The sequence below is a fragment of the Pseudomonas sp. H11T01 genome (genome assembly GCF_048515765.1).
Classification (GTDB): Bacteria; Pseudomonadota; Gammaproteobacteria; order Pseudomonadales; family Pseudomonadaceae; genus Aquipseudomonas.
In genome coordinates this window covers 139,333-166,085 of sequence record NZ_JBLYED010000011.1, presented here as the reverse complement: position 1 = coordinate 166,085, position 26,753 = coordinate 139,333, and the positions used below count along the sequence as shown (strand labels likewise).

22 protein-coding genes and 3 pseudogenes are annotated in these 26,753 nt (G+C 52.9%); 13 read left to right on the top strand and 12 right to left on the bottom strand.

The window, feature by feature from the left end:
* Nucleotides 1–119: 119 nt before the first annotated feature.
* Nucleotides 120–878: an SDR family NAD(P)-dependent oxidoreductase gene (locus tag ACN1C3_RS16800; protein WP_419116887.1), complete on the bottom strand. Its 759-nt coding sequence runs from the start codon at nucleotides 876–878 to the stop codon at nucleotides 120–122.
* Here ACN1C3_RS16800 and ACN1C3_RS16795 point away from each other — a divergent pair.
* Nucleotides 879–1,076: pseudogene (locus ACN1C3_RS16795) on the top strand (helix-turn-helix domain-containing protein); the annotation flags it as partial.
* A 577-nt stretch (nucleotides 1,077–1,653) separates the two neighbouring features.
* Here the strand turns inward: ACN1C3_RS16795 and ACN1C3_RS16790 are convergent.
* Nucleotides 1,654–2,256, bottom strand: coding sequence for a LysE family translocator (locus ACN1C3_RS16790; RefSeq protein ID WP_419116886.1), 603 nt, complete (start codon nucleotides 2,254–2,256; stop codon nucleotides 1,654–1,656).
* 170 nt (nucleotides 2,257–2,426) lie between these two features.
* Here ACN1C3_RS16790 and ACN1C3_RS16785 point away from each other — a divergent pair, with 170 nt between their 5' ends.
* Entirely contained in the window at nucleotides 2,427–2,927 is a 501-nt protein-coding gene (locus ACN1C3_RS16785) for an Lrp/AsnC family transcriptional regulator (RefSeq protein WP_419116885.1), read from the top strand.
* Between the two features lie 222 nt (nucleotides 2,928–3,149).
* Here the strand turns inward: ACN1C3_RS16785 and ACN1C3_RS16780 are convergent, their stop codons facing one another.
* From ACN1C3_RS16780 to ACN1C3_RS16745, 8 genes and pseudogenes are all read right to left on the bottom strand, one after another.
* Entirely contained in the window at nucleotides 3,150–3,335 is a 186-nt protein-coding gene (locus ACN1C3_RS16780; RefSeq protein WP_419116959.1) for an AbrB/MazE/SpoVT family DNA-binding domain-containing protein, read from the bottom strand.
* A 179-nt stretch (nucleotides 3,336–3,514) separates the two neighbouring features.
* Entirely contained in the window at nucleotides 3,515–5,062 is a 1,548-nt protein-coding gene (gene tnpC / locus ACN1C3_RS16775) for an IS66 family transposase (RefSeq protein WP_419116884.1), read from the bottom strand.
* Between the two features lie 62 nt (nucleotides 5,063–5,124).
* Nucleotides 5,125–5,460, bottom strand: coding sequence for an IS66 family insertion sequence element accessory protein TnpB (gene tnpB, locus ACN1C3_RS16770; RefSeq protein ID WP_146218524.1), 336 nt, complete (start codon nucleotides 5,458–5,460; stop codon nucleotides 5,125–5,127).
* Nucleotides 5,457–5,774, bottom strand: a complete 318-nt coding sequence (gene tnpA / locus ACN1C3_RS16765; RefSeq protein ID WP_178115400.1) for an IS66-like element accessory protein TnpA — start codon at nucleotides 5,772–5,774, stop codon at nucleotides 5,457–5,459. The genes tnpB and tnpA overlap by 4 nt, the downstream gene beginning before the upstream one ends.
* A 96-nt stretch (nucleotides 5,775–5,870) precedes the next feature.
* A complete protein-coding gene (locus tag ACN1C3_RS16760; RefSeq protein ID WP_419116883.1) occupies nucleotides 5,871–6,086 on the bottom strand; it encodes a hypothetical protein in 216 nt (71 codons plus the stop codon).
* A 710-nt stretch (nucleotides 6,087–6,796) separates the two neighbouring features.
* Nucleotides 6,797–7,204, bottom strand: a complete 408-nt coding sequence (locus tag ACN1C3_RS16755) for a type II toxin-antitoxin system HicB family antitoxin (RefSeq protein ID WP_419116882.1) — start codon at nucleotides 7,202–7,204, stop codon at nucleotides 6,797–6,799.
* A gap of 99 nt (nucleotides 7,205–7,303) precedes the next feature.
* A pseudogene (locus ACN1C3_RS16750) lies at nucleotides 7,304–7,515 on the bottom strand (hypothetical protein).
* A gap of 1,089 nt (nucleotides 7,516–8,604) precedes the next feature.
* Nucleotides 8,605–10,428, bottom strand: a pseudogene (locus ACN1C3_RS16745) (NAD(P)-binding domain-containing protein).
* 243 nt (nucleotides 10,429–10,671) lie between these two features.
* Between ACN1C3_RS16745 and ACN1C3_RS16740 the strand changes: the two are divergent.
* Both ACN1C3_RS16740 and ACN1C3_RS16735 read left to right on the top strand, forming a co-directional pair.
* Nucleotides 10,672–10,902 (top strand): hypothetical protein, encoded by a 231-nt coding sequence (locus ACN1C3_RS16740; RefSeq protein WP_419116881.1) that lies wholly within the window; start codon nucleotides 10,672–10,674, stop codon nucleotides 10,900–10,902.
* A 3-nt stretch (nucleotides 10,903–10,905) separates the two neighbouring features.
* On the top strand, nucleotides 10,906–11,808 hold the full coding sequence (locus ACN1C3_RS16735) for a sigma-54-dependent Fis family transcriptional regulator (protein WP_419116880.1): 903 nt from the start codon (nucleotides 10,906–10,908) through the stop codon (nucleotides 11,806–11,808).
* 196 nt (nucleotides 11,809–12,004) lie between these two features.
* Here ACN1C3_RS16735 and ACN1C3_RS16730 read toward each other — a convergent pair whose 3' ends face one another.
* The gene (locus tag ACN1C3_RS16730) at nucleotides 12,005–13,036 is read right to left on the bottom strand and encodes a patatin-like phospholipase family protein (protein WP_419116879.1); all 1,032 of its coding nucleotides are present in this window, start codon (nucleotides 13,034–13,036) and stop codon (nucleotides 12,005–12,007) included.
* A 7-nt stretch (nucleotides 13,037–13,043) separates the two neighbouring features.
* Nucleotides 13,044–16,490 (bottom strand): adenylate/guanylate cyclase domain-containing protein, encoded by a 3,447-nt coding sequence (locus tag ACN1C3_RS16725; RefSeq protein WP_419116878.1) that lies wholly within the window; start codon nucleotides 16,488–16,490, stop codon nucleotides 13,044–13,046.
* A 1,142-nt stretch (nucleotides 16,491–17,632) separates the two neighbouring features.
* Here ACN1C3_RS16725 and ACN1C3_RS16720 point away from each other — a divergent pair.
* From ACN1C3_RS16720 to ACN1C3_RS16680, 9 genes are all read left to right on the top strand, one after another.
* The gene (locus tag ACN1C3_RS16720) at nucleotides 17,633–18,433 is read left to right on the top strand and encodes an amino acid ABC transporter ATP-binding protein (RefSeq protein ID WP_419116877.1); all 801 of its coding nucleotides are present in this window, start codon (nucleotides 17,633–17,635) and stop codon (nucleotides 18,431–18,433) included.
* A complete protein-coding gene (locus tag ACN1C3_RS16715; RefSeq protein ID WP_419116876.1) occupies nucleotides 18,433–19,086 on the top strand; it encodes an amino acid ABC transporter permease in 654 nt (217 codons plus the stop codon). Before ACN1C3_RS16720 ends, ACN1C3_RS16715 begins: the two co-directional genes overlap by 1 nt.
* Nucleotides 19,083–19,742, top strand: coding sequence for an amino acid ABC transporter permease (locus ACN1C3_RS16710; protein WP_419116875.1), 660 nt, complete (start codon nucleotides 19,083–19,085; stop codon nucleotides 19,740–19,742). Before ACN1C3_RS16715 ends, ACN1C3_RS16710 begins: the two co-directional genes overlap by 4 nt.
* 39 nt (nucleotides 19,743–19,781) lie before the next feature.
* Complete coding sequence (locus ACN1C3_RS16705) at nucleotides 19,782–20,615, top strand: substrate-binding periplasmic protein (RefSeq protein WP_419116874.1); 834 nt, start codon at nucleotides 19,782–19,784, stop codon at nucleotides 20,613–20,615.
* Between the two features lie 38 nt (nucleotides 20,616–20,653).
* The gene (locus ACN1C3_RS16700; protein WP_419116873.1) at nucleotides 20,654–21,565 is read left to right on the top strand and encodes an SMP-30/gluconolactonase/LRE family protein; all 912 of its coding nucleotides are present in this window, start codon (nucleotides 20,654–20,656) and stop codon (nucleotides 21,563–21,565) included.
* 39 nt (nucleotides 21,566–21,604) lie between these two features.
* Nucleotides 21,605–22,708: a mandelate racemase/muconate lactonizing enzyme family protein gene (locus ACN1C3_RS16695; RefSeq protein WP_419116872.1), complete on the top strand. Its 1,104-nt coding sequence runs from the start codon at nucleotides 21,605–21,607 to the stop codon at nucleotides 22,706–22,708.
* A 163-nt stretch (nucleotides 22,709–22,871) separates the two neighbouring features.
* Nucleotides 22,872–23,642 carry an SDR family NAD(P)-dependent oxidoreductase gene (locus ACN1C3_RS16690; protein WP_419116871.1) on the top strand — a complete coding sequence of 257 codons (771 nt, stop codon included), beginning with the start codon at nucleotides 22,872–22,874 and terminating at the stop codon, nucleotides 23,640–23,642.
* A gap of 496 nt (nucleotides 23,643–24,138) precedes the next feature.
* Nucleotides 24,139–25,821 carry a choline dehydrogenase gene (locus ACN1C3_RS16685; RefSeq protein ID WP_419116870.1) on the top strand — a complete coding sequence of 561 codons (1,683 nt, stop codon included), beginning with the start codon at nucleotides 24,139–24,141 and terminating at the stop codon, nucleotides 25,819–25,821.
* A gap of 51 nt (nucleotides 25,822–25,872) precedes the next feature.
* Nucleotides 25,873–26,655 (top strand): aspartate/glutamate racemase family protein, encoded by a 783-nt coding sequence (locus ACN1C3_RS16680; protein WP_419116869.1) that lies wholly within the window; start codon nucleotides 25,873–25,875, stop codon nucleotides 26,653–26,655.
* Nucleotides 26,656–26,753: the final 98 nt, after the last annotated feature.

Below are 26,753 nucleotides of genomic sequence, written 5' to 3'. Positions count from 1 at the left end.
GCGCCAGACGCTGTAGAGTTAGAAACTACCTATTTTCTAACGTTGCGCGCAGGATGCCCCACTGGGGTGGCCAGTGCGTTCGTGATGCCCCATTTATCAGCCGTTCTGGATCGTTATGGCTACAGCAATTGCCCGCCCGAGATGTCAAAAGTAGTCCCATTAGCCCAGGCCATGTCATTGGACAGGATGGCGGCAACCGCACCGCCGATATCGTCCGGCAGACCGACACGGCCCAGCGCGATGCCCTGTGCCACATAGGCGTTCACATCCTTATTGTCGCGCACAGCACCACCACCAAAATCGGTTGCGATGGCGCCTGGGGCAATCGCATTCACCCGAATTTGGCGCGAACCCAGCTCTACGGCCAGGTAACGGGTCAGCACTTCGACTGCCGCTTTTACCGCCGCGTAAATGCTGTACCCCGACAGTGTAAAGCGTACGAAGCCGGACGAAACGTTCAGGATACGACCGCCGTCTTCCACGAGCGGCAACAGCTTCTGCGTCAGGAAAATCGGCCCGCGAAGGTGCGTGGCGACCAGTGAGGCAAACTGGTCTTCGGTCGCGTCAATAAAGTTCGCAAAGAGGCCATTGCCGGCATTGTTGACGAGGAAGTCGAAGCGCTCGCGGCCGAACTCGGTCTTCAGCGTTTCAGTCAATGCGCTTGAAAAAGCCTCATAGCTGGCGGTATCGGTAATGTCGAGCGGCAGCATCGCGGCCTTGCCGCCCTGCGCCTCGATTTCCTGCTTCAACGATTCGGCTTCTGCCGCGCCGCTGCGATAAGTGCCGATGATGTGGACGCCGCGCTTGGCGAGGTGAAGCGCCATGTGGCGGCCAAGGCCGCGGCTGGCGCCGGTGATGAGTGCGATCTGGTCAGTCATCAGTATCAGAAGCAGCTTAGATTGCAGGAAGCTCGCCAGCTTTTACTGGCCGGCGATCATCGTGCATCTGACGTGGCGTTCGCTGTTGGCTATGAAAGTGCATCACAGTTCACCCGCGAATACCTACGGCAGTTCGGTGCATCGCCTGCCCGCGACGCCCGTGAAGTACGACAGGTGATTATTGGCGAGGCTTTCTGACACGACTTCATGGCCTGGTAACTATGAGTGGAGACAGTTACGACTAATCGGGTTATGCAGTTTGCAAGTATCCCGAGCTCAGAAATTGGCCATGCAAGCGAGTCCGCACTCTTAAAAGGTTTTCCTCATACAGGAGGCGCAAACCAAGCTTGCTGGAAGTCATGCTGCAACATATCTGTTACCAAATGGGTTCTCCTTTAGCGATGGGCGATGGAGCAAGCGGTGTATGAGATGCACCTATGCTTCGGGTTGTCCCCCCATCTCATGAATGTGCAAGACCTGGGGGCGCCAGGGCAAAGAGTCCTGGCACTCGACTGAAAACAAAATTGTCCGCCTTAATACGAGCGGTCATGTGGTGGACAACCAGGGATGTTGTTTGCTCTAGTTTTAGGTTTGAGCGCCTAGGGGCACTTTGCAGTCCCAAACCGAGTAAGTGGCCGCTCAGACCCGTTAGCAACTGCTTGAGGGAGAGCCTCACTTAGCGCAAGGATCAACCTTTTTCGTCATCGAACAAGCAAGGACTGATAGTGACGTTGTGAAGTAAATTAACTAACGCGCCCGCAGACATTTCTAGCGTTCAGGATATCGTCATAGAAATTGCGGAGAACACTAGAAGAATTGCACAACTGAGATTAAGGCGCCTGACCAGTTTCGCCTCTCTGAGGTAGCGCTTGAGCAAGTCACCAAACCACGCCCATATTCCCACGCAAGGAAAACTGACAGCGCAAAAAAGAACTGTGTAGAACGCGATATCCGAAAAAACAAAATTCACAGGGAGGCATGTAGAGACCGCGACAGTTGCCATCACCCATGACTTGGGATTGATCCACTGGAACAACGCGGCACCGGTAAAAGTCATCGGGCGCTGTGCTTCTTGTTCCAGGATCTCACCTGAGTCGCGCATGATTTTCCAGGAAAGATAAATGATGTATCCGGCGCCGGTGTATTTCATGACATCTTGGATCAAAAGATGGGACGTGAAAACACCATGAAGTCCCAGCCCCACGATCAGAAACATGAGCGCGCTGCCGAAACTTGCACCGGCGATATGGCCAACAGTTCTCGTTGCGCCAAAGCGGACGCTAGAGAACAGTACCATCAGGTTGTTGGGCCCTGGAGTGACCGACATAACCGTTGCCAGCGCCATAAATGAAGTCAGTTGTTGTGCGGTGAAGTTCATCGATTCTCTCCGTGCTGCGTAACGATCTTCGTCCGGTCTTCCACTTCCATCCTGCACCTACGGCACGCTGCATTTGGTAAATCCACGTCGAATCCGAAGTTCTGTTTATTTAATTAACCGAAAGACGATGGTAGCCTTACATAAACTGAATTTATATGGAGGCTTGCAGAATGGTCGAAAGTTCGAATGACGTTCAAGGAAAGCCCAGTAAGCAGCTCAAGCTGGATGCTAGAGACCGAAAATTATTAGCCTTCCTAGCCGAGGATGCTTCGCAGAGCTACGCAGCGCTGGGTGAAAAACTGAACCTGTCTGCGCCAGCTGTACACGAACGAGTGAAGCGACTTAAGAATGATGGCGTCATCACCGGTACTTTTGCCAAGCTCGATAGCAGCAAGATTGGACGTCCATTGCTGGCTTTCATCCACGTCAACACGTCTAGTTGGGCGGTGACGCGCTCCATCCTTTCGCTAAAGGCATTACCTGACATCGAGGAGATCCACACCGTGGCTGGCGACAGCGCCATGCTGCTTAAGGTCAGAACTCAGGACACGCGATCGCTGGAAGGGTTGCTAGAGGTAATTCATTCGATTGATGGATTCACCGGAACTCGCAGCTACATCGTATTAACGCCTCACCTAGAGCGCGGGCCATCACCGGTGCTCTCGGAATGAGTCGGTTGATATCCTGTGGTCTTCTGCTCGAAAATTGAGCAGAAGCAATTGAACAATTGCGTCAGTTTTCTGTATGCAGAACAGTATTTACTGGAGCAGTTTTCGGTCAGCGGCAACATTGCTGTTCCCTTGGCCTTCCTTGACTGCTTCTGGGACGCGCATTGCGACTGCCTTATTCACCTCGGTGTTGCCAAGCTGTCTGCTATATCCGGCTACAGTGAGCTAGCCTATTCGATTCGCGATTTGAGGCTTTTTTGATAGGACAAGGCTACGCGTATTGCCGACAAACTCTTCTATCAGGTACACCGCGTCGCCGACATCAAGTTCGAGCTCCTGTAGCGCTTCGTCCGGAATTCGAATCGCGCCGTCACCATCCCATTCTTCAATGATGATTTTCCTAGGTAGCATGCTCACATGTGGTCTCCTTTGCTTCTAAGTCGGCAAGCCGTTCAACGTCCGTAGGTTCTCGGCGACGCTTTTACAGATCCGGATAATCATCAAGCCTAAGGCTAGGAGCATTGCCGTCCTCTGGCTCGCGCTTAGGCGTATGTATCACGTAAGCGTCCGCCGAAGTCACCTTGCGTGACTCAGGCCGGCACCCACTGATGCGGCAGCAGTTGATCAATCTCACTGGCACGCTGCGTTGGCAGCCGCGTCAGCACATCTTTGAGATAGGCATATGGATCATGCCCATTCATGCGCGCCGACTGGATCAAACTCATGATCGCCGCTGCTCGTTTGCCGCTACGCAGTGAACCGGCGAACAACCAGTTGGAGCGGCCGAGTGCCCACGGCCGTATCTGGTTTTCCACTGGATTATTATCTATGGGCACAGCACCGTCCTCGATATATCGAGCCAGTGCGCCCCAGCGCTTGAGGCTGTAATCCAGAGCTTTGGCGATAGCCGAGCCTTCGGGCACAAGGTCGCGCTGGGCCAGCATCCAGGTATGCAGTGCGTCGATAAGGGGCGCCGCTTTTTCCTGACGTATTCGCCAGCGATCCTCGTCGGTCATTTCCCGCGCTTGCCGTTCGATTTCATACAACCCGCCAATTGAGTGCAGCGCCTGTTCGGCCAGTTGGCTTTTGTTCGTCGCATGCAGATCGAAGAACTTGCGGCGGGCATGGGCCATGCAGCCGATTTCGGTGATGCCTTGCTGAAAGCTTGCTTTGTAGCCGGCGAAATCATCGCAAACCAGCTTGCCGTTCCATTGCCCAAGGAAGTTGCGTGCATGCTCACCCGCACGGCTCGGGCTGAAGTCGTAAACCACTGCTTTAAGTGCCGAAAACGGCGTTGTGCAGTAGACCCAGACATAAGCACGATGGGTTTTCTTTTCGCCCGGCGCGAGCATCTGCACTGGGGTTTCGTCTGCGTGAATCACGCCTTGGGCAAGTACCGTTTCACGCAGCGCGTCGACCAAGGGCTGGAGTTGCACGCCGGTTTGGCCGACCCATTGCGCCAGTGTCGAGCGGGCGATAGCCAGGCCGGCGCGGCCAAAGATTTTCTCTTGGCGATACAGGGGCAAATGGTCGGCGAATTTGGCCACCATCACGTGAGCCAGCAGCCCTGCGGTCGGTATGCCCTTGTCGATTACCTGGGCCGGAACCGGTGCCTGAGCCAGCGTTTCACACTCGCGGCAGACCCATTTCCCGCGCACATGCTGCTCCACGGTGAACACGCCCGGCGTGTAATCGAGCTTTTCGCTGACGTCTTCGCCGATCCGCTGGAGCTGGCATCCGCAGGGGCATTGGGTGTTGTCTGGTTCGTGATAAATCACGGTACGCGGAAACTGCGCAGGCAATGGAACACGCCTGGGCTGCTTGCGTGGCTCGGCCGGCGCAGCCGGCGGATTCAACGCCTTCAGCTCGGCTTCAATGGCCGCGATGTCTGTGTCGAGCAGGTCATCGAGCAGGCTGCCTTGAGCAGGGCTTAATTGCTCACTGCGCTTAGCAAACTTGTTACGTTTGAACCAGGCGATTCCGTGGGTGAGTTGCTCGATGATGGTTTGGTCGCGGTCGTTCTTCTTGCCCATCCTGTCGACTTGCTGTCCGAGCGAATCAACCTGGGACAGCAACTGCGCCGCGAAGGCGCGCAGTTGGTCGGGGCTCATCTGATCGAGATTGGGCGAGGAAGTCATGCCCTGGATTTTACCAAAGCAGGTCGTTTGCGGCAGTAGGCCAAGGAGCTAATTACAGCTTTTTAAAGCAGTGTGATTACACCGCCAGCCCCAACACGCTGCCAAGGTAGGCCGAGCACCAACGCTTGAAGTTGCTCGGTATCTAGCTCTATCTCGCAGCCTTGTCGAATGCCGGGCCAGTGAAACTTTCCTTGGTTCAATCGGCGAGCAGCCAGCCAGACTCCAAACCCGTCATGCACCAGCACTTTCATACGAGTGGCACGGCGGTTGGCAAACAGATAAGCGCAGTGCGGCTTCGCCGCACCGAACACCGCGATCACCCTGGCCAGCGCAGTTTCAGTGCCGGCACGCATGTCCATGGGCTCGGTGGCAAGCCAGATGGCGTCGATGCGAATCATTGCGTGAGTCCACGGACAAAGCGGGCACAGCCTTCAGGATCAGACGTTGGCCATTTCACTGACATCGATTGCTCGCCAAATGGCAGCTCAATAATCGCCGACCCTTCTGCCTGCCGTTTGGGTGTAGCTCTCAACGGAACGAAAGCCGGCAACGCCGCTGGCGGCTGATCTCGGTAAAGCGGTAGCCACTTGCGGATCACGTTGGCGTTGATGCCGTGGCTGATGGCGACGCTGGATAGGGTTGCGCCCGGTTGCAGGCATTCCTGAACAACCTGGGCCTTGAAGGGTTTCGGGTAAGAGCTTCGTTGGCGCATGGAAATCCTGACGTTAAGGGCGATCGCGTCCGCTTAGAAATACGCGGACACCATCGTCCTTAATGCTGGAGTTCGGAAGGTGACTTCCCCAGCCGCTTACTGTATCACTCCAGCTTCGGCGTCTGCACGCATCTGCTCGAGCTCTTTGTAAAATGCCTTGTCCTGAACCGTGGGCTTACTGGTGTATGGCTTTCGTTCGGGTTCAGGCTGCGGTGCATAAGTCGTTACCGCGTCAGGGTCGTGCTGTAGCTTTTCTTGTACTTGCGATTCGAGCATCGCACGCAGTGCGTCTTTGTCGGGACGATTCAGCAATTTGTTACTCTTATTTAGGAGCGAAGCACCAGTCATGGAGAATGGCGGTTCGAGGGGTTGTCAGATGGTATGCAGGGGTAGCATCCGGGCTGGATTGCACTCGTGCACTGCTCAAGGCTAGAGAAGGTATTTGATCACAACGGCGGTGATCGTCCCCACTGTGGCTACTAAGCAGAACGCCACTGTTATCGTTTGCAAGAAATGCACATGCGGCACGAAAAGAGGTTCGCAGACAGTATTGCTGGCTTGGGCACTGATACGCATGGTATCAGCCCTCAATTGGGCGATTTGAGTGTGAATCTCTTCAAGTTCAGCGGGAGTGAAAAGTGAGCGGGACATAATTACCACCAGCCAACGGATTTGGGGGTTGAGGGTATTATATCCCTGATATTGCTAAGGTGCTGCGCGCGCTGCTTGTGGCCAAGAACTGAAGCAGCCACGCTAATGGCCATAGGCGTTGACCCGGTACCTCATAGAAAGCGCCCGCGTTTAGGCTGCCTTTATCGATGCCTCGGATATCCCATGCGCTCGGCACACCTCTTCTGGTGTCTGACCTTCTGGCTGTTGTGGGATTGGTAGTTTGAGATTGCTCAGCACAACGGCCCACGCGTGATCGTCAGAGAGCCTGACGTTGTTCAAGCACTCGAAGCTCTGGCGCTCTCCATTCTGGGTGTATTTGACCTCGTAGCGGATGTGGCACGGCTGCACGGTTACCGAGAGGCGCAAGTCAAAAGCTTCAAAGCTGCTTCTAATTGTTCAATTTTTGAGGTGTGTATAAAGTCCACTAGGCGATCACCCTGGGCCTGGTGCAAGCCGAGCAACCGGCACAAGTCAGCCTTGCGCATACCTCGCTCCATCATGGCGTTCCATAGCGCGATCTTCGCCACGGTTACCGCTGGCAAGCGGACTACATGCTCACCAGCCTCCGGCGCAGATGCTTCTGGTATGACTCGTCGCTGATCGACGTAAATGGATAGGGTTGTCCCGATCGCGTCCAGGGCTTCGCTGACTGCGCTCTCCCGATCATCGCCATAGCTGTTCAGCTCTGGAAAGTCGCGGCAGAACATTGCAAGTCCTGGAGCACTGTCTTCCTCGAAGCGGATTGCATAGTCGTACATGGTCACTCCTCGGAGGTCGTCGCGGTAATTTCACTCCCGCGCTGCGGCGGTAGGCGAGTGAGAACGTCCTTCAGGTAGGCATACGGATCATGGGGTAGATCACTCCGGTGCCATTAGCACAGCTAGAGTCATGGTGATGAACTCCTCATTCTTGCTGATTGTTTCCAGCGCGCATCACGCACATTGCCTCCAACCTCACCCGATCCACGCTGCTCGACCCATAGCGTGAGCTCCATGATGGCGGCCTCAAGGGCGAGCTGGTTTTGATTGATCTTGAATAGCAGGGAAGGGAGCAGGTCTGAGTTTGGCATCGCGAATCCTCCGTGGAAGAGATCAGCGTAGCAGCACGAGAATTTTTAGGACTTGAGGATCTTTCCAGTAGGGCAGAGCACATCACATCAGCTTTTTGCGATGTTGCGAACCGTTCCTGGGCCGCTTGTACTTGTCATCGGAAACTGTTGATGACTGCTTGCTGTAGTGGCTCATAGCCGCTAATAGTGAGGAGGTGCTTGGAGAGGGCGTGAAGATGATTTCGAGATTTGTTGTTGTCCCTGCAATCCCAACGGAAACGGGATCAATGCGAAACGGATCGCGCTTCTATTGTCAGACTGCACCTATAGGCTTCAACCTCTATGACAATGAGGAGAAGCTTCGGCTGAAGACTACCTATCAGACCCGAGAAGAGGCCGAGGGAGAGTGTCAGCTGCTTAACCTTGAGCGGCTTCAAGGCGTCCTTTCGGAACGGGAATCCGTGACTGCGCTATAGGCATTCACTCCCGCATAGTCATCAGGCGCCCGGTTTTCGAAACGAGTGGATCAGGAGCTCGCGGAAGCATGACCTACACCCCTCTGACGTGGATGCTCGGCATTCAGGCGCGAACAAACAACATCTGCCTCTGCCCTGATCTTGAACACGCCATGCTTGCTAGCTGAGCCTCCCTCGACAAGATCAACGACCCTGTATCGCTTACTGCCATCTTCCATTCCTGTGGTTTCGATGACTCTGAATCTTGGGTGCATGGTGCGTTCCCTGCTGAAGAATGGTGCCCTACAAGTATCGTTAAGACTCCATGATTTCAACAAGCATGCAGGACTGAGCTGAGACAATTTATGACAGCGCATGGTGCCTTTCTACTTGAGATGCACGATGTACGTGGGGCGTTTGAGGGATTCGTATTTCGTCGACCTAGGCGGTGGAGGTTCGGGGTGATGAGGGCTGCTCATGTTACTGCCGCTACCATCCGCGTAGCGCTGCCAGATTTCAAGAGCCCCGACAGTGCCGTTTTTCCGGACGAATTATCCCTGCTTGGTAGAGAAAATCGCTGGCATTTGAAGATGCAGGTAGGCTGCATCCGGGGCATTGTGAAGAGGCGCCCAACCACGGCTGGGCGCCATTTGACTCAGCCAGGGTGGGGACTCTCGGCAAGGCCATAGACGGATGTGTCGATGCCTTCGAAGCGCGCTTTTAACTGCAGCGCCAGATACAGCGAATAATGCCGTGACTGATGCAGGTTGCCACCGTGGAACCAGAGGTTTTTCTGCTGTGTTGGCTTCCACATGTTCCGCAGTTCGCCCTCGTACGGGCCAGGGTCATTCGTGGTTCCAGAACCCAAGCCCCAGCAGCGGCCGACCTTGTCAGCTACTTCCTGGGAAATTAGCTTCGCCGCCCAACCATTCATTGAGCCATAGCCCGTGGCGTAGACGATCAGGTCTGCCGGTAGTCAGCTGCCATCGTTGAATACGACGGCATCTGCTTCGATGCGTTCGACACCCAGGCCAGGCGCGCTCTTGAGCTTGATCGTGTCGTTAGCGATCAGTTCGGAGGCGCCGACGTCGATGTAGTAACCAGAACCACGACGTACATACTTCATAAAAAGGCCAGACTCGTCGTCACCGAAATCGAGCATGAAGCCGGCCTTGGCCAAGCGTTCGTAAAAGTCCTTGTCACGCTGCTTGATCGCGTCAAAGACGGGTTGATGAAAGCTTGGCATAACCTTGTAGGGGATCGAGGCGAACAGCATGTCGGCCTTGTCTGTGGTCAACCCCGTCTCCAGGGCGTCTTCAGAGTAGAGCCCGCCGAAGACGAGATCCATCAAACTGTCGGAGCGCACGATGTGGGTGCTGGAGCTTTGCACCATGGTCACTTCGGCACCGTTCTCCACCAAGTCGGCGCAGATATCGTGAGCTGAATTGTTCGCACCGATGACCACCGCGCGCTTGCCGCTCCAGGCGTCTCCGCCGGGATGGCGGCTGGAATGATGCTGCTGGCCATTGAAAACCTCGGCACCCGGATAACTGGGAACATTGGGTACGCCAGACATTCCGGTGGCGAGGATCAACTGGGTAGGCTGTAAAGTCACACGCTCGCCCTCGCGCTGCACTTCAACCTTCCAGGTGCCACTTTTCTCGTCAAAACTGGCGCTCACGCATTCTGTACGTGGCTAATAATTGAGCTCCATGACTTTGGTGTACATTTCCAGCCAGTCGCCAATCTGGTCTTTTGGAGTGAAGACTGGCCAGTGATCGGGGAAGGGCAGGTAAGGCATATGGTCGTACCAGACAGGGTCGTGCAGGCACAGCGACTTGTAGCGACCGCGCCACTGATCACCAGGACGCTCGGCCTTGTCGACGATCAGAGTTGGCACGCCCATTCGCTTGAGCCGCGCAGCAAGCCCCAGCCCACCCTGGCCGCCACCCACGATCAGGCAGTAAGGTTGGGTGGTGATGCCTAGCGAAGCTTCTTCATCGCGACGGCGCTCCAGCCAGTTGCGTTTGTCGGCGTGGGCCTGGCCATGACTGGCACCCATTGGACGACGGCGGCCGCTGGGTTCTTCAAAGCCTTTGAGCTCGCGCATGGTCGTCAACAGCGTCCAGCACAGGCCCTCCTTTAGACGCACGTAGCCTTTACCTCGTGCCGTATCGGTTTCCAGGCTGATCCAACCTTCGAGCACACCGTTATTCAGCGTCGCCTCACCTTCCAGTTTCCATCGCTCAGGACGAGTCTGGTCGAGGCGTGTTTCGAGCATGTCTCGGATGGCAGGCTTGCCTTCCAAGGTCACTAAGTTCCAGCTGAAAAGTAGTAGGTCACGCCAGTGACACTCTTCGGCAAACAGTTCCAGTACGCCGTCCACATCACGTTGGGCGAGACGCTCGCCGAGGTTTTCGACCCAAACCGCGAGCTGAGCAGTTGGCGTGTGCAGAGGTGTTTCAACAGCGATGTTCATGGGGCTTCTCCGATCTTGTTGTTTTTGTACAACTTGCCCCAGGGCAAGGCTCGGGCCACCTTCCCGAAAACCCCATTGCAGAGCGGCTGCTGCGGTGTCGCTCAGGCTTGGATTGGCAGATCTGTCTCGAATCTGGAAAGGGTGGATGACAGAGTGTCACTCGGTGCAAAAAGCGCTGGTTGCGATCTTTTCATATAAGCTGTGAACAGACCCGTGTCCTAACCGTAACGGAGAACAAGAATAATGAAGCCGGCCTTGATCAACGCCCATGCACAACAAGTGCTGCAAGCAGTGCAGGGTACTGACGCCAACCACGGCCCTGTTACTGACCGTGCCATCACACGATCCTGGCGCCGGTGCCTGGATCAGTATCAGCTCGATCCTGCCAGTCGCCGCGCACCTAACGTGGTTGAGCATCCACGCTTGCAGGATCACCGCGCGCCACTGGAACACATCATCGCTGTGGCGCACTAGCAGATGAGCAACCTGCACCAACAGCTCGGACGGGATGGCCACGTGGTGCTACTCACCGATGCTCGCGGTGTGGCGATCGACAGTGTGTTTAACGAATCCGAACGAGCCGAATTTCAGCGTTCCGGACTGTGGCTCGGCTCGGTATGGAGTGAAGATTGCGAAGACACCAACGGTGTCGGCACCTGCCTGGTCGAGCGAAAGCACGTAACCATCCGTCGTGATGAACATTTCCGTGGCAAGCACGTCGGTCTGAGCTGTTCGGCGAGCCCGATATTCGATGCGAGTGGAGAGTTGCTGGCCGTGCTCAATCTCTCTTCCGTAAGGGATGACCACAGCCTTCAGCAACACTTCCAGGCCATGGCATTGACCAACCTGTCAGCCAAGTTAATAGAGAGATGTTTTTTCCTGGGGCATGATCCGCAGCGATATTTGCTGCGCTTCCACCCTGAGGCAGGCTTCGTTGGACTGCTGGGTGAAGGTCTGCTCAGTTTTGACGAGAGTGCCCGTATTTGCTCAGTCAACCATGCTGCGCTGGATCTGTTGGGCCTCAGCCCTGATCAAGTGATCGGCCAGTCTCTAACAATGCTGTTGGAAACACCTATTGAGCAGCTGATGAGCCAGGCCAGCGCCCAACCGAGTGTCTGTTGGCCCGTGCGGCTGCTGGACGGACGACAGTTCTACGGGCAGTTGCGAGAACCCGTGCACCGGGCGCCCTTGGTCATTCCCGCGACTCCCAAAATCAACGACATGCGTGTGTGCCTGGAAGACCCACGCCTGCAACGCGGCTTTGCTCGCGCATTACGTGTTTTGGAGCGTGACGTTCCGGTGTTTTTGCAGGGCGAAACCGGTACCGGCAAAGAAGCTTTTGCTGTCCTATCTTGCGTATCGCCGTCGAGTAGAGCTTAGGCCTGGATTATTGCCCGAGGTAGTCTTCCTGATGATCGGACGCAGGGGCCTTTTTTTTGTAGCAGATTGAGGGACATTGGATCTGGCGTTGCCGTAGTGGGCGGTCACACCGTGCAGCACTCATGCGTGCTACACCGCACCCATAGAGCGAGCGTTCATGCCAACGCCAATCACCTTTCCTGTCCTATGGCGGCATTCAAAGGAATTCTTTTCGGATGTCGATAGTCGACCGTTCGCCAATATTCCGGTAGTTCTCCGTGAGCCACGCCTCGGCCTCGCGGCGTCCGTTGTCGCGCAGTCCGCAAAGGAAGTCCCAGTCCGCGTTGTACTTGCTGGACACACTGAGCGCGCACATCGCCTCGTCAGACTTAATGGAGTGGATCAGCATCTCCTTCATCTCGTTGCGATCGAGCTTACCTTGCTGAATGAGGTCGGTGACAAAAGCGATGGTACGCAGTTCGCGCATCAGCGACGAGTTGAAGCTGATTTCACTGATACGATTGAGAATGTCGGCAGCGGTAATGGGTACCCCAGGGCGGACGAGCGGGTTGATGTGGACGATCACCACATCGCGCGTATTGCAGTGGTAGATCAACGGAAAAATGGCCGGGTTGCCCATATAGCCGCCATCCCAGTAGTTCTGCCCGTCAATCGTGACCGCCTGGAACAATGTCGGCACACAGGCCGAAGCAAGCACCGCTTCAGCGCAGATGTCCTCGCCCGTGAAAATGCGTATCTTCCCCGTCTCGACATTGGTCGCGCACAGATAGAGGTGGAACGGGCATTGGCTTCGCAAGGCGGCAAAATCTACCTGCCTCTCCAGCACCTCCCGTAGCGGACTCAAGTTGCGGCGATTGAACTGGTAAGGCGAGAAGATACGAAGCGTCATGTCCGCGAACGTATACATGGGCGAATAGTCCAGCCCGAAGCTGTGCGTCCCTTTCAGCCATGGCATCCAGCGCAATGGGTTGTAACGCTCAGCGGACTTCGCTACGGCGTACCAGAAATCGTGCAGCGCCTGGCGTGCGCCGACGTCACCATCTTGCAGCATGCCGTAGGCCAGCACAGCGGCATTCATCGCGCCGGCACTGGTTGCGCTGACCCCTTCAATGGCAAGCCTGCCGTCCTCGAGCAACCGATCGAGCACGCCCCAGGTGAACGCACCGTGCATCCCGCCGCCCTGTAAAGCCAGCACGACCGACTTGCGCTCGTCACTGCCCCGAGTCATCAATCGCTCACCCCTCGCTTGACGCCCATGCATCGAGCAGCGCCTTGGCTTGTAGCAAATCGACGCTTTCGAAGCCTTCGGTGAAAAAGCTGTGAATGTCGGCCAGCATTTGCCTGGCCGCCTCTTTGTCTCGCGTTGCCCATAACTGAGCAAGGCTCACTGTGGCGCGTAGCTCGAGTGACTTTGCCCCTTGTTGTCGAGCGATTGAGATCGCCTTGTGAAAGCATGCTTCCGCTTTTTGCCGCACGGAAGAATCCTGTCGATCTTCTCCCGGACATTGCAGGGTAAGAGCGCCCTTGAGGCGGTACAACTCTGCTTCGTAAAAGTGTTCGCCTGTTCTGTTCACCATAGTCAGAGCGTCGGTCACGGCATCCAATCCTGCCTGGGGTTCCCCGGCGCGCCCTTGAGCTGTGGCCAGCAGGGCCAGAAAATATGAACATCCAACTCCTGCTCCGGCTGCCTGGTAAGTGGCGATACCTTGGGTTATCTGAGCGATGCCCTCGTCAATGTTTCCTTGCTCGGTGCGAGCCCAACCTTGAAGCATATTCCCCCATGCCAAATAGAACGGAAACCCTCGTTCGAGTGAAAGCTTGATGGCGGCATCTGCACACTCTTCGGCGAGTTGTACGTCGTGGCGAAACTGCGCGAGTATCGACGTAGCGGATAGGGTGAAGGCCAAACTAATCGGGTGGGACAACTTGTCCAGAGCAAGGGTATCCCGACTGCGCGTGCTTGCTTGATCGGGAAAACCCAAGTACCAAAGACTCCAGGCCGAAAATGACAGGGCGTAGCCCGGATCCACACCGTACGTAATGGCATGTATGCGATGCCGGTCTGGGATGTAGAGGGCACGCGCCTGCTCCTGATGGTCATGGGCATTGCGCAGATCACCTTGGAAGAACAATGTCTCTCCGAGTGACGCATGGGCATCCACGAGCAAATCCGGATCCTGCGCAGTTTGCGCAATACTGAGTAATCGTTCAGCCAGTTCGCATGCAGTGGAGTATTCCGCACGCAACTCGTAGTAACTCCACAGTCCCAGCAGCGTAGGGAAAAGCGAGTCGTCACCTACTTGCGCGCACAGCGCCAGTGCGCGGGTGTAAGTGGTCGCTACCTCGGGCGCACCATAGCCTCGCACCGCCATCAAGGCCGGCCCCTGAGCGAGTAGCAACGTCAGTTCCTGATGAGCACGTTCGGGTGTATCGGGCAAATGCTTGAGCAATTCCAGCGCCGCGCCGAGGTGACGCATTGCATCGAGATGGGCGGAATGCTGCAGGGCCTGTTGCCCGGTACGGTGCAGGTATTCCACGGCCTTCAGGACATTGCCGCTCAGCCTGTAGTGATGCGCCAGTTCGCTGCAGTAATCCGCGATGCGAGTGGGGAACAGTGCCTCGATGGCCTGCGCCGTGCGCTCGTGGAGCGCGCTACGCCGCTCCGTTAATAGCGAGTGTCCCGCGACCTCTTGGGTCAGCGCATGCTTGAACGAATACTCCACCTCCGGAAATGCGGGCCGTTGGTAAATGAAGTCTGCGGCCTCCAGTCGGGCCAGCAGATTGCACAAATCGTTGTCCATCCGAACGTCCTGCCCATCACAGATGCACTGGATGAGACTGAACGGAAACTCCTTGCCGATAACGGCGAGGGTCTGCAGCAATTCCTTCTCCGCAACGGGGAGCCGGTCGATACGGGCGGCGAGTACCCCCTGCACGGTGGTGGGAATATGCAGCGCAGCCGGAGTTTGCTCGATCCGATATTGACCGGGCTCACCAAGCAGCAGTTTCTCCTCGACCAGCGTTTGCACCACTTCCTCCATGAAGAACGGGTTGCCCTCCGTCTTATCCATGACAAGCTGTTTGAGGGGAGTGAGGGAGGGATCGTCCCCAAGCAGGGTCGCGAGCAGCGCCTGTGCTTCCACCGGGCCCAGCGGTTCGAGCCGCAGTTGGCTGCAATGGCCCGCGCGCATCCAAACGGGCTGATACTCGGGCCGGTAGTTCACGAGGAGCAGGATCGGGGTGCTCGCCAAGTGGTTGATCAAGTACGCAAGGAATGCTTCGGTCTCGCAGTCCAGCCATTGCAAATCCTCGAACAGTAGCTCGATCGGCTGATTGCGGCTCTCGCGTGCCAGCAGTTGAGTGATCGCGTCGAAGGTGCGATCGCGTCGGATCTGCGGATCCATTTCCGCGAGCACTGAACTGCGTTCGCCGATACCCAGCAGATAGAGCAGGTAGGGCACGAGATCCTCGAAGCTGCGCTCAAGCGTAAGCGTCTTGCCCATGACCTTTTCCCGGCACCGCCGCTCGTCGTCCTGGGCGGTGATCTGAAAATAGTTGTTCAGAAGCTCGATGAGCGGGAAATAGGCAAAGGCCTTGCCGTGCGACACCGAGAACGTCTCCAGCACCAAACAGCCGCGCCGCGAGCGCTCCTTGAACTCATGAAATAGCCGTGACTTCCCGACTCCGGCCTCGCCTACCACCGCGACGACCTTACTGTGGCCCGCTTTGGACTGCTCGAGCGCCTGATGCAGGTGGTCAAGCTCGATCTGGCGACCGACGAACCTAGCCAGCCCGCGATGTGCCGAAAGTTGCAGGCGCGTGCGCAACGCACCGAGCCCCTGCAGCTCGTACACAACGAGGGGCAGGGGAATGCCTTTGACCTGGGCGGCCCCCAGGGCCTTGAATTCGAAATAACCCTCCGCCAGCTTGTAGGTGGGCTCGCTCACCAGGATCGACGAGGGTGCGGCGATGCCCTCCATCCGGGAGGCAATGTGGATCGTGTTCCCAACCGGATCGTAATCAGTGTGCAAATTGTCCGTGCGGATCGAACGTACGACGACCTCTCCGGTATGGATGCCGACGCGGATTTGCAGCGAAATACCTTTCTCCAGCCGAATGCGATCGCTATGTCGGCGCATCGCCTGCTGCATGCGCAGTGCCGCAAACAGTGCCCGCTGCGGATGATCTTCATGGGCGATGGGGGCTCCGAACAGCGCGAGTATGCCATCGCCCAGCGTTTTGGCGACGTAGCCTTCGTAGTGGTGGACGGCTTCCATCATCAGCGCGACGATTGGCTCGATTAGGCGGTGTGCCTCTTCCGGATCAAGGTCGTGAATCAATGCCGTGGAGCCGGCCATGTCGGCAAACAGTGCCGTGACGGTCTTTCGCTCACCGGCGGTCTCGCCCCGGGCTTCCATGGCCGCCTGTTCGGCGCGGATGCGCTCGGCAAGGTGGTGGGGCGTGTAATGAATGGGCGCGGGAGAAGGCTCTGAAACAGGCTTGGGGCGCGGTGATGGCGCAGTGGGCGCATCGGTCAGTGGCGCGCCGCATTCACTGCAAAATTTGGCGGAAAAGCTCGCCTCGTGGCCACAGCGCGGACAGCTGCGAGACAACCTAACGCCGCACGCTTCACAGAAGCTGGCCCCGGAGGGATTCTCGAATCCGCAGTTTGCGCAGCGCATACGATCTCTTCCCTTTTGCACGCGTTCAAGGAGAGCACTCAAAACACGGAAAAGCGTGGCATCGATCTGGCGAAAGACAGACTGAAGTCATCGGGCCACAGATTCAGACAGCCTTGTAACCCTTCTTTTAAAGATAGTTTGTACCGTTGTATCGAGAAGTAAAATTCGCTTACGGAGAAAGACCTGTGATGTCCTCCGAGAAGCAGCGGGATAGCCGAGGATCGATAAAAACAGAATCGATCTCTCGTTCGTGGAAAAGCAATTTCGTCCTTAGGGGCGCGAGCCAGAACGGCCACAACCTACCTAGGTTGGGGAAATGCCCCCAACGACCCTTTGGATCAAATCTCGCCTTCGCATGAACGGCGTGTTCGATATCTCTCTGACCTTCCCCCAGAGTTCGCTCAGCCTTGAGTCGTGCTGCGAGTCATTTTGACAAGCGGAAAAATTGTAAAAAAAGGTAGAAAAAGTGTTGATCTGATCGGCCAATCAGTTATGCTGACCCTGCGGTATGTAAAAAAGACCTGTAGGTCGATCCAATAGGCCATCCAGGCTTTGTACGTACCTAACCGTAGTCACTTGCTGCTGATCAGGCCTGCCGGCCATCCGTCTAGATCAGGAGCTGAATAAAAAATAAGAAATGCCTGCTAATGCAGAACTACGAACGGACGAATCATGCGCAAATACAGAAATATAGCGGCCTTAGTCGCCGTCAAACGCCCAAGAGTTACACCCCAACTCTTGAAGAACGCGTTTGCCCATCTCCAGAACTGCTCCCATCGTGTCGGATGTACGTTACTCGCCGTGTTTCGCCCTTGGGAAGACTTGTGTAGCTCCTTGGCCGACTCTTTCCGTTTCCTTCGAAATAGTGTCCAGGATCAGACGTTGCATCGATAGTTATGTATCAAAGTGATGATCGGCTAAAAGCCTTCGTCGCGCTGGTTCTTGCAGCATTATTCAGAGCTGGATTGATTTATGACAAATTGATCTGAGTTTACATTAGGTCATGAATATCCACTTACGCTGGTGTGCCAGAAGACGTTGAGCCGTGGATAGAATTTAACGGCAGTATTTATACCTGCTGTTATATTTAAGTTGTGCCTTGAATTCATCGTGAGAAAGAAGTTCAACAGGTGGAATGCGAAATGCAGAATACATTGTTCTTGGACAAGCTATTGAAGCCGGAAATTTATAAGGCAAGCCCAGTCATAGAAACGGTAGGGCTTAGCAAGTACTATGGCTCCGTTCAGGTTCTAAAGGACGTTAATCTGTCTATCCAGCCTGGCGAGGTAGTTGCGGTAATTGGGCCGAGCGGATCAGGTAAAAGTACGCTTCTGCGCTGTATAAATCAGCTTGAGCCTGCTGAAGCCGGAACTGTCACAGTAGCTGGATTGACTATCAAAGGGGGTATCGACCCCAATCGTGCGACCTTGCAGCATTTTAAAAGCAATCTTGGGATGGTTTTTCAGTCATTCAATTTATTTCCCCATTTGACTGTTTTGGAGAACATCACACTCGCCCAGCGTAGAGTTCTGGGGCGATCGAGTGAAGTAGCAAATGAGCGGGCAATTTCGTTACTAAAACGAGTAGGGCTGGAACAAAAAGCGAGCCAATATCCCGCCCGTTGTTCAGGTGGTCAGCAACAACGAATAGCCATTTGCAGAGCGCTCGCTCTCGATCCAAAAATTATGTTATTCGATGAGCCCACATCAGCGCTCGACCCAGAAGTTGGTTTGGAAGTTTTGGCGGTAATGCGAGAGCTGGCTCAAGACGGAATGACGATGATGATCGTAACTCACGAAATGAGCTTCGCCGAGGATGTTTCGAATCGCGTGATTGTCATGGCCGATGGCAGAATTATTGAAGAAGGCACGAGTTCGCGTGTTATGCGTCATTCGGAAAATGAGCGCGTTCAACGGTTTCTTTCAGCTGTGAGGGATCGGTAATGGCCACTACCGCCGAGCTGATTTGGGGCGCTATTCTACAAGGGTTGCCAGTCTCCCTAGCCCTCACAACCACAGCACTATTCTTTGGCGCTGTAGCCGGTGTTCCGATTTGCGCTGCACAGCTAAGTAAGTCTAAAAGCTTGAGGATATCAGCCGCTTTTGTGGTGATCATTGTCCGTTCTATACCACCGATTGTGTGGTTGTTTATCCTTTTCTTTGGTTTTGGAAGTCTATCAATAAATTTCTCACCTTTTTCAGCAGCGGCACTCGGGCTTGCTCTAATCACCGCTGCGAACTTCTCTGAAATTTATCGCGGGGCGCTGAAGGCAATTCCAGCGGGGCAATGGGAGGCGTGTAGGACTTTAGGCTTGTCTCCCGTTAGCACGTTTTTCGACGTGCTCGTGCCTCAGCTTACTAGAATAATTCTACCATCAGTGGGCGCCTATGCCATTGGGCTGCTGAAAGATACAGCGATCGCTTCAACTATTGGCGTTCAAGATTTGGCGGAGGGAGCGCACCGTATTTCGCAGCAGACATTTAAAGGGTTGGAGGTCTTCGCAGTATTCGGCCTGGTGTATTTTGGGGTAAGTCTTACTATCGGAATAATTACTAGAGCTGTGGACAACTATCTGCGCCGGAGGATTTCACGATGAACGAGATATTCCAGAATTGGGCTGAATGGTTTCCTGAGTTTAGTTCCGGTTTCTTAGTTAGCGTTGAAGTGACTGTCATAAGTTTACTTGTTGGCATTCCAGGAGGATTGCTGGCTGCGCTAGGGCTTTCAGCTAAGACTCGTACATTGAGAGGTATTAGCGTTCTATTTGTCGAGCTGGGCAGGGGAGCCCCGTTACTGATTTTGCTCCAACTTATTTACTACGGTCTTCCTGCAATGAAAGTAATGTTGACATCTTTCTCTGCTTCAACCGTAGCATTTGCCTGGTGTACGGCTGCGTACACAAGTGAATATATCAGGGCAGGAATAAATTCAGTACATGCAGGGCAGCAGGAAGCAACTCATGTACTCGGGTTGAGCCGTTTAGATTCTCTATTGATTGTGATTTTACCCCAAGCATTGAAGGTGGCGTTGCCTTCGCTATTAGGGTTCGGTGTAGTTATGCTGCAGTCAACGTCACTATGTTTCACTATTGCGTTACCTGAACTGGCAACAAAGGCAAGTGAGGTAGGAAGCGTGACGTTCAAGTATATGTCTGCTTTGAGCTTGGCAGCGCTAATATATATCGCTATATGTGCGCCGGCTTCTCTCTTAGTGGGTAAGCTCGAACAAATGTTGTCTAGGCACGAAAAATAGCTGCTGCTTTTTTTCAACTCTCATAATAGGAAAATGCAAATGAAAAACTCAAGCCAACTCAGCTGTTCAGTCGCACTTATTACTGTGCTGTTGTCAGCTGCAGCCAATGTGCAAGCTGAATGCACACCTGCACAGAAAATCAAGACTGTGGTGCCAGGAGTGCTTACCGTTGCTATGCCAAATTTCCCACCTTTCGTAGTGCCTCACCAAGATGGTTCTGCGAGTGGCGTTGAAGGGGATATTTTGACTGAAGTAGCGAAGCGCGAGTGTCTCAAGTTAGATGTCAAGATTACTGACTTTTCAGCAGCGATCCAGTATGTAGTTTCCAATAAGGCGGATCTGTCTTCTGCCCAATGGTACCGTACGGTTAAACGTTCGCAAACGGTGGGAATGTCTGCTCCTTTGTATTTAGACGAGTTCGCGATTATTTCGAAACAAGGGTATAGCAAGCTTGATCAACTGAAAGGGCTGAAAATAGGGACGGTTCAAGGTTATAACGAAGTTGGGGATTTGAAGAAGATCTTTGGTGAGAAACTATCACTTTATCCAACGCCAGTTGCCTTGGCTCAAGATCTGGCTTCCGGAAGACTTGATGTGGGTATGGACAGTTATGCGGTAGGTGCCTATGCGCAAAAGAACGGTATGTATAAAGATTTTCAGTTTAAGGTCGTTGAGTATGATGATCGTATGAAGTCCACCGCATCGCCTGCCCAAGTCGGATTTGTATGGGCCAAAGATAATGAGCAACTCGCAAAATCCGTAGATAAAGTAATCCTCGACCTACATGACGAGAAATTCATTACCAAAACTTTAGAAAACTACGGCGGAAACCCAGCGTCTGCTGAAGTTGGCGAGCCACGCTGGGTCGAGTAATTTAGTCTCTTCAATTTATTTGAACTTTGAGGTTACCTATGAAGCGTTTGTCTTTGTTGTCTGCTGCTATGGTCTTGGCTAGTGGGATTGCTTCTGCAGATATGCAGGTAGTTGCAACTGATGTAATTGGTGTTGAAGGCCCACAGATTGTAGGAAACGATCTCTATTACGTGTCCTGGGCAAAGGAAACGGTTAATAAATGGGACGGCAAAAACAATTCAGTCGTTAAAGAATTCCCTGGCTGCGGCCCTACAGGATTGACTCTGACACCGTCAAAGACTCTGTTTGTTGCGTGTTCTGCCGATCCTGGGACGATCATGGAGATTGACCTTAAAGGGAACAAAATTGGGCAATGGGATGCTGATAAGAAGGGGGACAAATTAGCAGGTGGTGTGAATGACATGGTTACCGCGCATTCAGGCGCTGTATATGCCACTTTATGGGGGCAAGCCACAAAACTACCGTCGAAAGTAAGCGGCAAAATCATCATGTTTTCTCCTGAAAGTAAAACTTGGAGCGTTGTCGCCGAGCATATTAATTACGCGAACGGTATTGGTCTATCCCCCGATAACAAAACGCTCTATGTAAGTGCGGAAGTTGGTAATGTTGTGTATAAATTCCCCGTTAACAAGGACGGCACGCTTGGAGATATGGAAAATTTCGCTGTTCTAGGCGCTCTGAGCCCGACGCAATACACTGATCCATGGACTGGGCCGGATGGCATTGAAGTCGACCGGGACGGCAATGTATATGTTGCTCAATGGGGCGGTGGAAAAATTCTAAAAATCTCCTCCACTGGTGAATTGTTGAAAGTCATTGAAGTGCCAGGTTCGAGCGGCACTACTAACATTGCGTTCTCCGATGACAACAAGACCATGTTCATCACCGCGGTAGATGATTCATCTGCGTCGATTGCTACAGGAAAAATTTTCAAAGTTGAAAAGCAGTAAGTTTTATACTAATGAACGTCCAATATAGCGGGAAGTGTCATGCGTATTAAAAGTATTTCTTTGTACTCATTGGATTTGCCTTTGGCACAAGTTCAGCATCTTTCGCGCGGTAGAGAGTTTCGACAGTTTCAATCAACTTTCATAAAAATTGAGACTGATGAAAACATTACTGGGTGGGGGGAAGTATGCCCGTGGGGCGCATCATATCTTCCAGCATTCCCCGGTGGAGTTCAGACAGCTATAGCCGAGTTAGCCCCGCAGTTAATTGGCATGGATCCACGGCGTCCGGAGGTGATCAATCGTTTTATGGACACCGTCCTGACAGGCCACATCTACGCCAAGGCCGGTATTGACTATGCGCTGTGGGATATCATTGGTAAGGCTTGTAATCTCCCAGTGTATGAATTGCTCGGCGGCAAAGAGGATCACAATGTTCCATTATCTTATGCAATTCACGTAAACCCATTAGAGATAATGCTTGCAGATCTTGAAAGGAAGCGTTCGCAAGGGGTTACGCGGTTTTCTGTCAAAGTCGGCAATGATTATGAAACTGATGTGTCCATTGTTCGGGCGTTTGCTGGTAAGCGGTTACCGCACGAGACGTTCATTTACGATGCAAATACGGGTTGGGCGCCTATGGATGCCATTCGTGTTATGAACTCCGTGAGTGACGTTGATGCGTGCTTTGAACAACCTTGCATGTCTTATGATCAGTGCATGAATGTTAGGAGCCAAACAAGGCAGGCGTTATGCTTAGACGAATGCTTGGTTGATTTGAAGGACTTCGCAAGAGCTTTTACTGATCGTAGCTGCGAAATTGTTAACATCAAACTCGCACGCGTCGGTGGTATAACCAAAGCACGAGCGATTCGGGATTTGTGCCTGAGCTACGATGTAAAGATGCTTATCATGTGCATGGCAGGTACTGTAGTTAATGATACTGCTTCCGCTCATTTCGCACAGTCTATTCCAAGCAATCGACTAATCGGCACTTGGAGCTGTCAGGAGCTTATCACAGTAGACCCTGCGCCAGGTAGAGGAGCTAGAGCGTCAAATGGTTTCATGACACCTCCAAATCTCCCTGGTCTAGGTGTGGAGCCAAACGAGGATCTGTTGGGTAAAGCTATCGCTAGCTTTAGTTAATGACTCACCACTCAACAGGGCATACCTGTTGAGTGGTGGTTTAATAACTCGGAGCGGGTTTAGTTGTCGGCGCTGGTTACTTGAGTCAAATTTGCTCAATCGACATGTTCGACTTTTCACGTAATAGCAACTGTGCATTTAAAAAATCTTGAGGAACGTTGACATGGCTAGGTTGTCTGGAAAGGTGTGTATCGTAACTGGCGGTGCGTCTGGTATCGGAAAAGCATGTGTGCAGCTATTTGCAAAAGAGGGCGCGAAAGTTGCGGTGTTCGATGTGGATGTCACTGGTGGAATTAAACTCACCGAGGAGTTGTCTATAGCAGGACAAAGCTGCTTTTTTCTTCCAGTAGACGTATCTTGTCAATCAGCAGTCTCCAGCGCTATCGGTGAAGTGATATCCAAATTTGGTCGATTGGATGTCTTAGTTAATAATGCTGGTATTACTCATACGTTTAGCGGTACTGAGAACGTCACAGAGGAGGACTGGGACAAAGTAATGTCTATCAATGCTAAAGGCGTGCTTTTCGGGACTAAACACTCCATCCCTCACATGCGCGCCGCTGGTGGTGGAAGTATTGTGAATATTTGTTCAATTTGCGCCGATATCGGCTTCGGCGGCCTAGCACCTTATCACGCTGCCAAAGGTGCAGTGAAAGCAATGACACGTAATGATGCAATGGATCTAGCCAGCGATCGCATTCGTGTAAATTCAGTTCATCCAGCGTTCGTATGGACGCCGATGACTGAAGATGAACTCGAGCGAGGTGGGGGAGATATGGAGAAAGCCAAACAAGACGCAGCGGCTGCGCACCCACTGGGTCGGATGGCGATGCCTATCGATATAGCTTTTGCGTGCCTCTACTTAGCTTCTGACGAAAGCAGTTTTGTCACGGGGAGTGCATTAACTATCGATGGCGGCTATACCGCTCGATAGCCGATCACTGCAGTCGTATATATATATCTATAACGATTTATTCGGAAGGATGCTTTCTTCCTACCTCTCCTGTGGGCACTGTCCAGTCAACGCTACGAAATTGGCGCCTTCAGCAACCAATACACCGACGCTGTCGAGATTTGTGTATAGCTTGCGCACGTGCGGCCGTTTCCTATCGCGTAACGCTAATGGATAGGTTCGACAATGCATGCAAGGATTCATCTCACCTATTCCACAGGTTTAAACCTCCAGGTGCGGCGTGGTCTCTCGGCAATGAAGTTCACAGCTATAAATGCCTTGATTTGACCGTCGGTTTAGGCATACTGACCGAGAGGTCTTTTAATAATTCCCGATGGTATGGAAGTCCATTTATTCGAGAAAGATGCGTTGAGCTTGGCGACAGTCGAGCGTCTGGTCGACCAACCGCTAGACGATGATGCATGGACACTCGAATGAAGACGCATACTTGCTGGGTTGCGCAATGGTGGAGAGGTAAATGGGAATCAGAACAAAAACCCTGCAAGAGTACGACTACATCGTTGTCGGCGCAGGTTCCTGCGGAAGCGTGGTTGCATCACGTCTTTCGGAGGATGCTTCGGTATCTGTACTGCTGTTAGAAGCTGGCCCAGTAGACAAAAGCTGGACTATCGATATGCCGTTAGCCATCGAGAAGTTAATAACGAGTGAACGTTATAACTGGGCATATGAATCTGCACCAGATGAAACAATTGGTGGGCGTCAAATTTCTCATCCACGCGGTCGGGTGCTTGGTGGCTCATCTTCGATCAACGGAATGGTTTACACGCGTGGGCACGCACTCGATTACGAAAATTGGCAGCATAAATATGGTTGCCGAGATTGGGGATATACGGATGTCCTTCCGTATTTTAAAAAGTCTGAGACCAGTATCAGTGGGAACAACGATTACCGGGGGCAGAGCGGGCCGTTATATGTAACTCGCCCTGATGTAATGGCGGATCCAATAAATAGAGCATTCATGGAGGCGGGTAAGCAAGCTGGATACCCTCAAACGCTTGACTCAAACGGCTTTCAACAGGAAGGGTTCGGGCCAAATGAATGCACTATCTACCACGGCAGTCGATGGAGCACTGCTAGAGCATTTCTAAGTAAAGTAGTTCGGAAAAGAAAAAACCTGCATATCGTCACTGGAGCTTTAGCAGAACAGATTATCCTACGAGATAAAACTGCCAAAGGTATCAGGTATCGCCGCAAAGACGTCAGTACGGAAGTCTCGGCCAAAAGGGAAGTCATCTTATGCGGTGGCGCGTTCAATTCTCCACAGCTTCTTCAGCTGTCAGGCATTGGGCCATCAGATGTGCTTGAAAAAGCTGGAGTCAAACTTTTCCATGAGCTTCCAGGTGTTGGAGCGAATCTACAGGATCATCCTGATCTGGTCATTAAATGGCGCTGCAAAACTGCTGCTGGACTGGGCTCCGTGCTCGGTTTTCCAAAAAAACAATTAGTGGGTATCGAATGGTTCTTGAATAAGACAGGTGCAGCCGCGAGTAATCAATTTGAAGCTGCGGCTTACCTTCGAACCAGTGAAGGCGTGGAATATCCCAATCTGAAGCTGGAGCTACTGCCCCTAGCTTTTCAAAACGACACGCTGAACCCCTATAAGGGCTTCAGTTTTCAGATTCACATGAGTTTAATGCGTGTGGAAAGTCGAGGCTGGTTAGCAATACGCTCAAATAACCCCCTGGATAAACCAATAATAAAATTTAATTATTTATCCGCTGAGAGTGATCTCGTTGCACTGCGCAATGCAATAAAACTCACGCGTGAGATCGTTGCCCAACCCGCTTTTGATGCCCTTCGTTCGGACGAACTGGAGCCTGGCGCATCAATACAGAGCGATGAAGCGCTTGATAATTGGATTCGTGAAAATGTCGCGACTGCCTATCACCCATCATGCTCATGTCGAATGGGGCGCGAAGATGATCCTATGGCGGTTGTAACTTCAGATCTGAAAGTCCGAGGCATTAAGAACCTCCGTATTGCTGATGCATCCGTTATGCCTGAGGTCACCGCTTCCAATACCAATGCGCCGACCATTATGATTGGAGAGAAAGCAGCCGATCTTATCAAAGGTCAGCGGCTACCAAGAGAGCAGAAAAACTATTACGTATCGAAAGACTGGAAAGTTGCTCAGCGATAACGATAATTTTCAATAGATCGACATGTTATCATAAAGCTTGGAGGTGGCAGCATGGGTGTAAAGATTTGCTTTATAAACCCTTTTGGGACTGATGTTTATAATGATCTTATCATGGAAACGATGAGTCCTTATCTGGCCGCTGGGGCAGAACTGTTTGTCACCAATACAAAAAATTGCCCGGAAAATATTGACTACTACTATAACAAGCATCTTATTGAGGAAGCTATTTACGAAAGCTGTATTGATGCTGAGCGTGAGGGATTTGATGCGGTAATTGTTGGTTGTTGCTATGATCCGGGTGTTCGAGTAGCTCGAGAACTGGTAGATATCCCAGTGATTGGGCCACTCGAAGCTGCGATGCAATTAGCACCCTACTATGGCCATGAATACGTTTTAGTTACTGATCATCACAAAGCAGTTCCCTACCTCCGAGACTTGGTAAGGCTATATGGGGAAGATGCGCACTGTCGAAAGGTGGATTGCATCGACTGGTGGGTTACCGACATGATCCAGGATCCAACAGGTGTAGCGCGGGATGCTGTAGCGGCGGCAAATAAAATTAAGGAAGAGGCAGGTGCCGATTTAGCAATTTTAGGTTGCACAATCATCTCAGCTTCTTATGAAAAATCAATCCTGGATGGACAACCTCGCGATTTTTCTATCTTAAACCCCAATACGATGGCATTGAAAATAGCTCAGTCATTAGCGGAGCTTAAACAACAGGGAGCTTACAGTATTAGTCGCCGTGCATATTATCAAAGTCTAAAAGATCGAAATGAACACGAATTCAATAGTGTTCGTGCGCGGTTCGCAAATAGAAAGCAAAACAATTGACGACGAGGGCAATCGACAGATTGCCCTTATTCGTTAGATGATAGAGTTGGGTCATTTTAAATTTCATGCATCCATGATACGCGTGGCTTTGACCCCAT

What these genes read in the sequence shown, in the direction of transcription:
- ACN1C3_RS16800 (WP_419116887.1), bottom strand. Translation starts at nt 878, where the DNA reads ATGACTGACCAGATCGCACTCATCACCGGCGCCAGCCGCGGCCTTGGC.
- ACN1C3_RS16790 (WP_419116886.1), bottom strand. Translation starts at nt 2,256, where the DNA reads ATGAACTTCACCGCACAACAACTGACTTCATTTATGGCGCTGGCAACG.
- ACN1C3_RS16785 (WP_419116885.1), top strand. Translation starts at nt 2,427, where the DNA reads ATGGTCGAAAGTTCGAATGACGTTCAAGGAAAGCCCAGTAAGCAGCTC.
- ACN1C3_RS16780 (WP_419116959.1), bottom strand. Translation starts at nt 3,335, where the DNA reads ATGCTACCTAGGAAAATCATCATTGAAGAATGGGATGGTGACGGCGCG.
- tnpC (WP_419116884.1), bottom strand. Translation starts at nt 5,062, where the DNA reads ATGACTTCCTCGCCCAATCTCGATCAGATGAGCCCCGACCAACTGCGC.
- tnpB (WP_146218524.1), bottom strand. Translation starts at nt 5,460, where the DNA reads ATGATTCGCATCGACGCCATCTGGCTTGCCACCGAGCCCATGGACATG.
- tnpA (WP_178115400.1), bottom strand. Translation starts at nt 5,774, where the DNA reads ATGCGCCAACGAAGCTCTTACCCGAAACCCTTCAAGGCCCAGGTTGTT.
- ACN1C3_RS16755 (WP_419116882.1), bottom strand. Translation starts at nt 7,204, where the DNA reads ATGTACGACTATGCAATCCGCTTCGAGGAAGACAGTGCTCCAGGACTT.
- ACN1C3_RS16740 (WP_419116881.1), top strand. Translation starts at nt 10,672, where the DNA reads ATGAAGCCGGCCTTGATCAACGCCCATGCACAACAAGTGCTGCAAGCA.
- ACN1C3_RS16735 (WP_419116880.1), top strand. Translation starts at nt 10,906, where the DNA reads ATGAGCAACCTGCACCAACAGCTCGGACGGGATGGCCACGTGGTGCTA.
- ACN1C3_RS16730 (WP_419116879.1), bottom strand. Translation starts at nt 13,036, where the DNA reads ATGACTCGGGGCAGTGACGAGCGCAAGTCGGTCGTGCTGGCTTTACAG.
- ACN1C3_RS16725 (WP_419116878.1), bottom strand. Translation starts at nt 16,490, where the DNA reads ATGCGCTGCGCAAACTGCGGATTCGAGAATCCCTCCGGGGCCAGCTTC.
- ACN1C3_RS16720 (WP_419116877.1), top strand. Translation starts at nt 17,633, where the DNA reads ATGCAGAATACATTGTTCTTGGACAAGCTATTGAAGCCGGAAATTTAT.
- ACN1C3_RS16715 (WP_419116876.1), top strand. Translation starts at nt 18,433, where the DNA reads ATGGCCACTACCGCCGAGCTGATTTGGGGCGCTATTCTACAAGGGTTG.
- ACN1C3_RS16710 (WP_419116875.1), top strand. Translation starts at nt 19,083, where the DNA reads ATGAACGAGATATTCCAGAATTGGGCTGAATGGTTTCCTGAGTTTAGT.
- ACN1C3_RS16705 (WP_419116874.1), top strand. Translation starts at nt 19,782, where the DNA reads ATGAAAAACTCAAGCCAACTCAGCTGTTCAGTCGCACTTATTACTGTG.
- ACN1C3_RS16700 (WP_419116873.1), top strand. Translation starts at nt 20,654, where the DNA reads ATGAAGCGTTTGTCTTTGTTGTCTGCTGCTATGGTCTTGGCTAGTGGG.
- ACN1C3_RS16695 (WP_419116872.1), top strand. Translation starts at nt 21,605, where the DNA reads ATGCGTATTAAAAGTATTTCTTTGTACTCATTGGATTTGCCTTTGGCA.
- ACN1C3_RS16690 (WP_419116871.1), top strand. Translation starts at nt 22,872, where the DNA reads ATGGCTAGGTTGTCTGGAAAGGTGTGTATCGTAACTGGCGGTGCGTCT.
- ACN1C3_RS16685 (WP_419116870.1), top strand. Translation starts at nt 24,139, where the DNA reads ATGGGAATCAGAACAAAAACCCTGCAAGAGTACGACTACATCGTTGTC.
- ACN1C3_RS16680 (WP_419116869.1), top strand. Translation starts at nt 25,873, where the DNA reads ATGGGTGTAAAGATTTGCTTTATAAACCCTTTTGGGACTGATGTTTAT.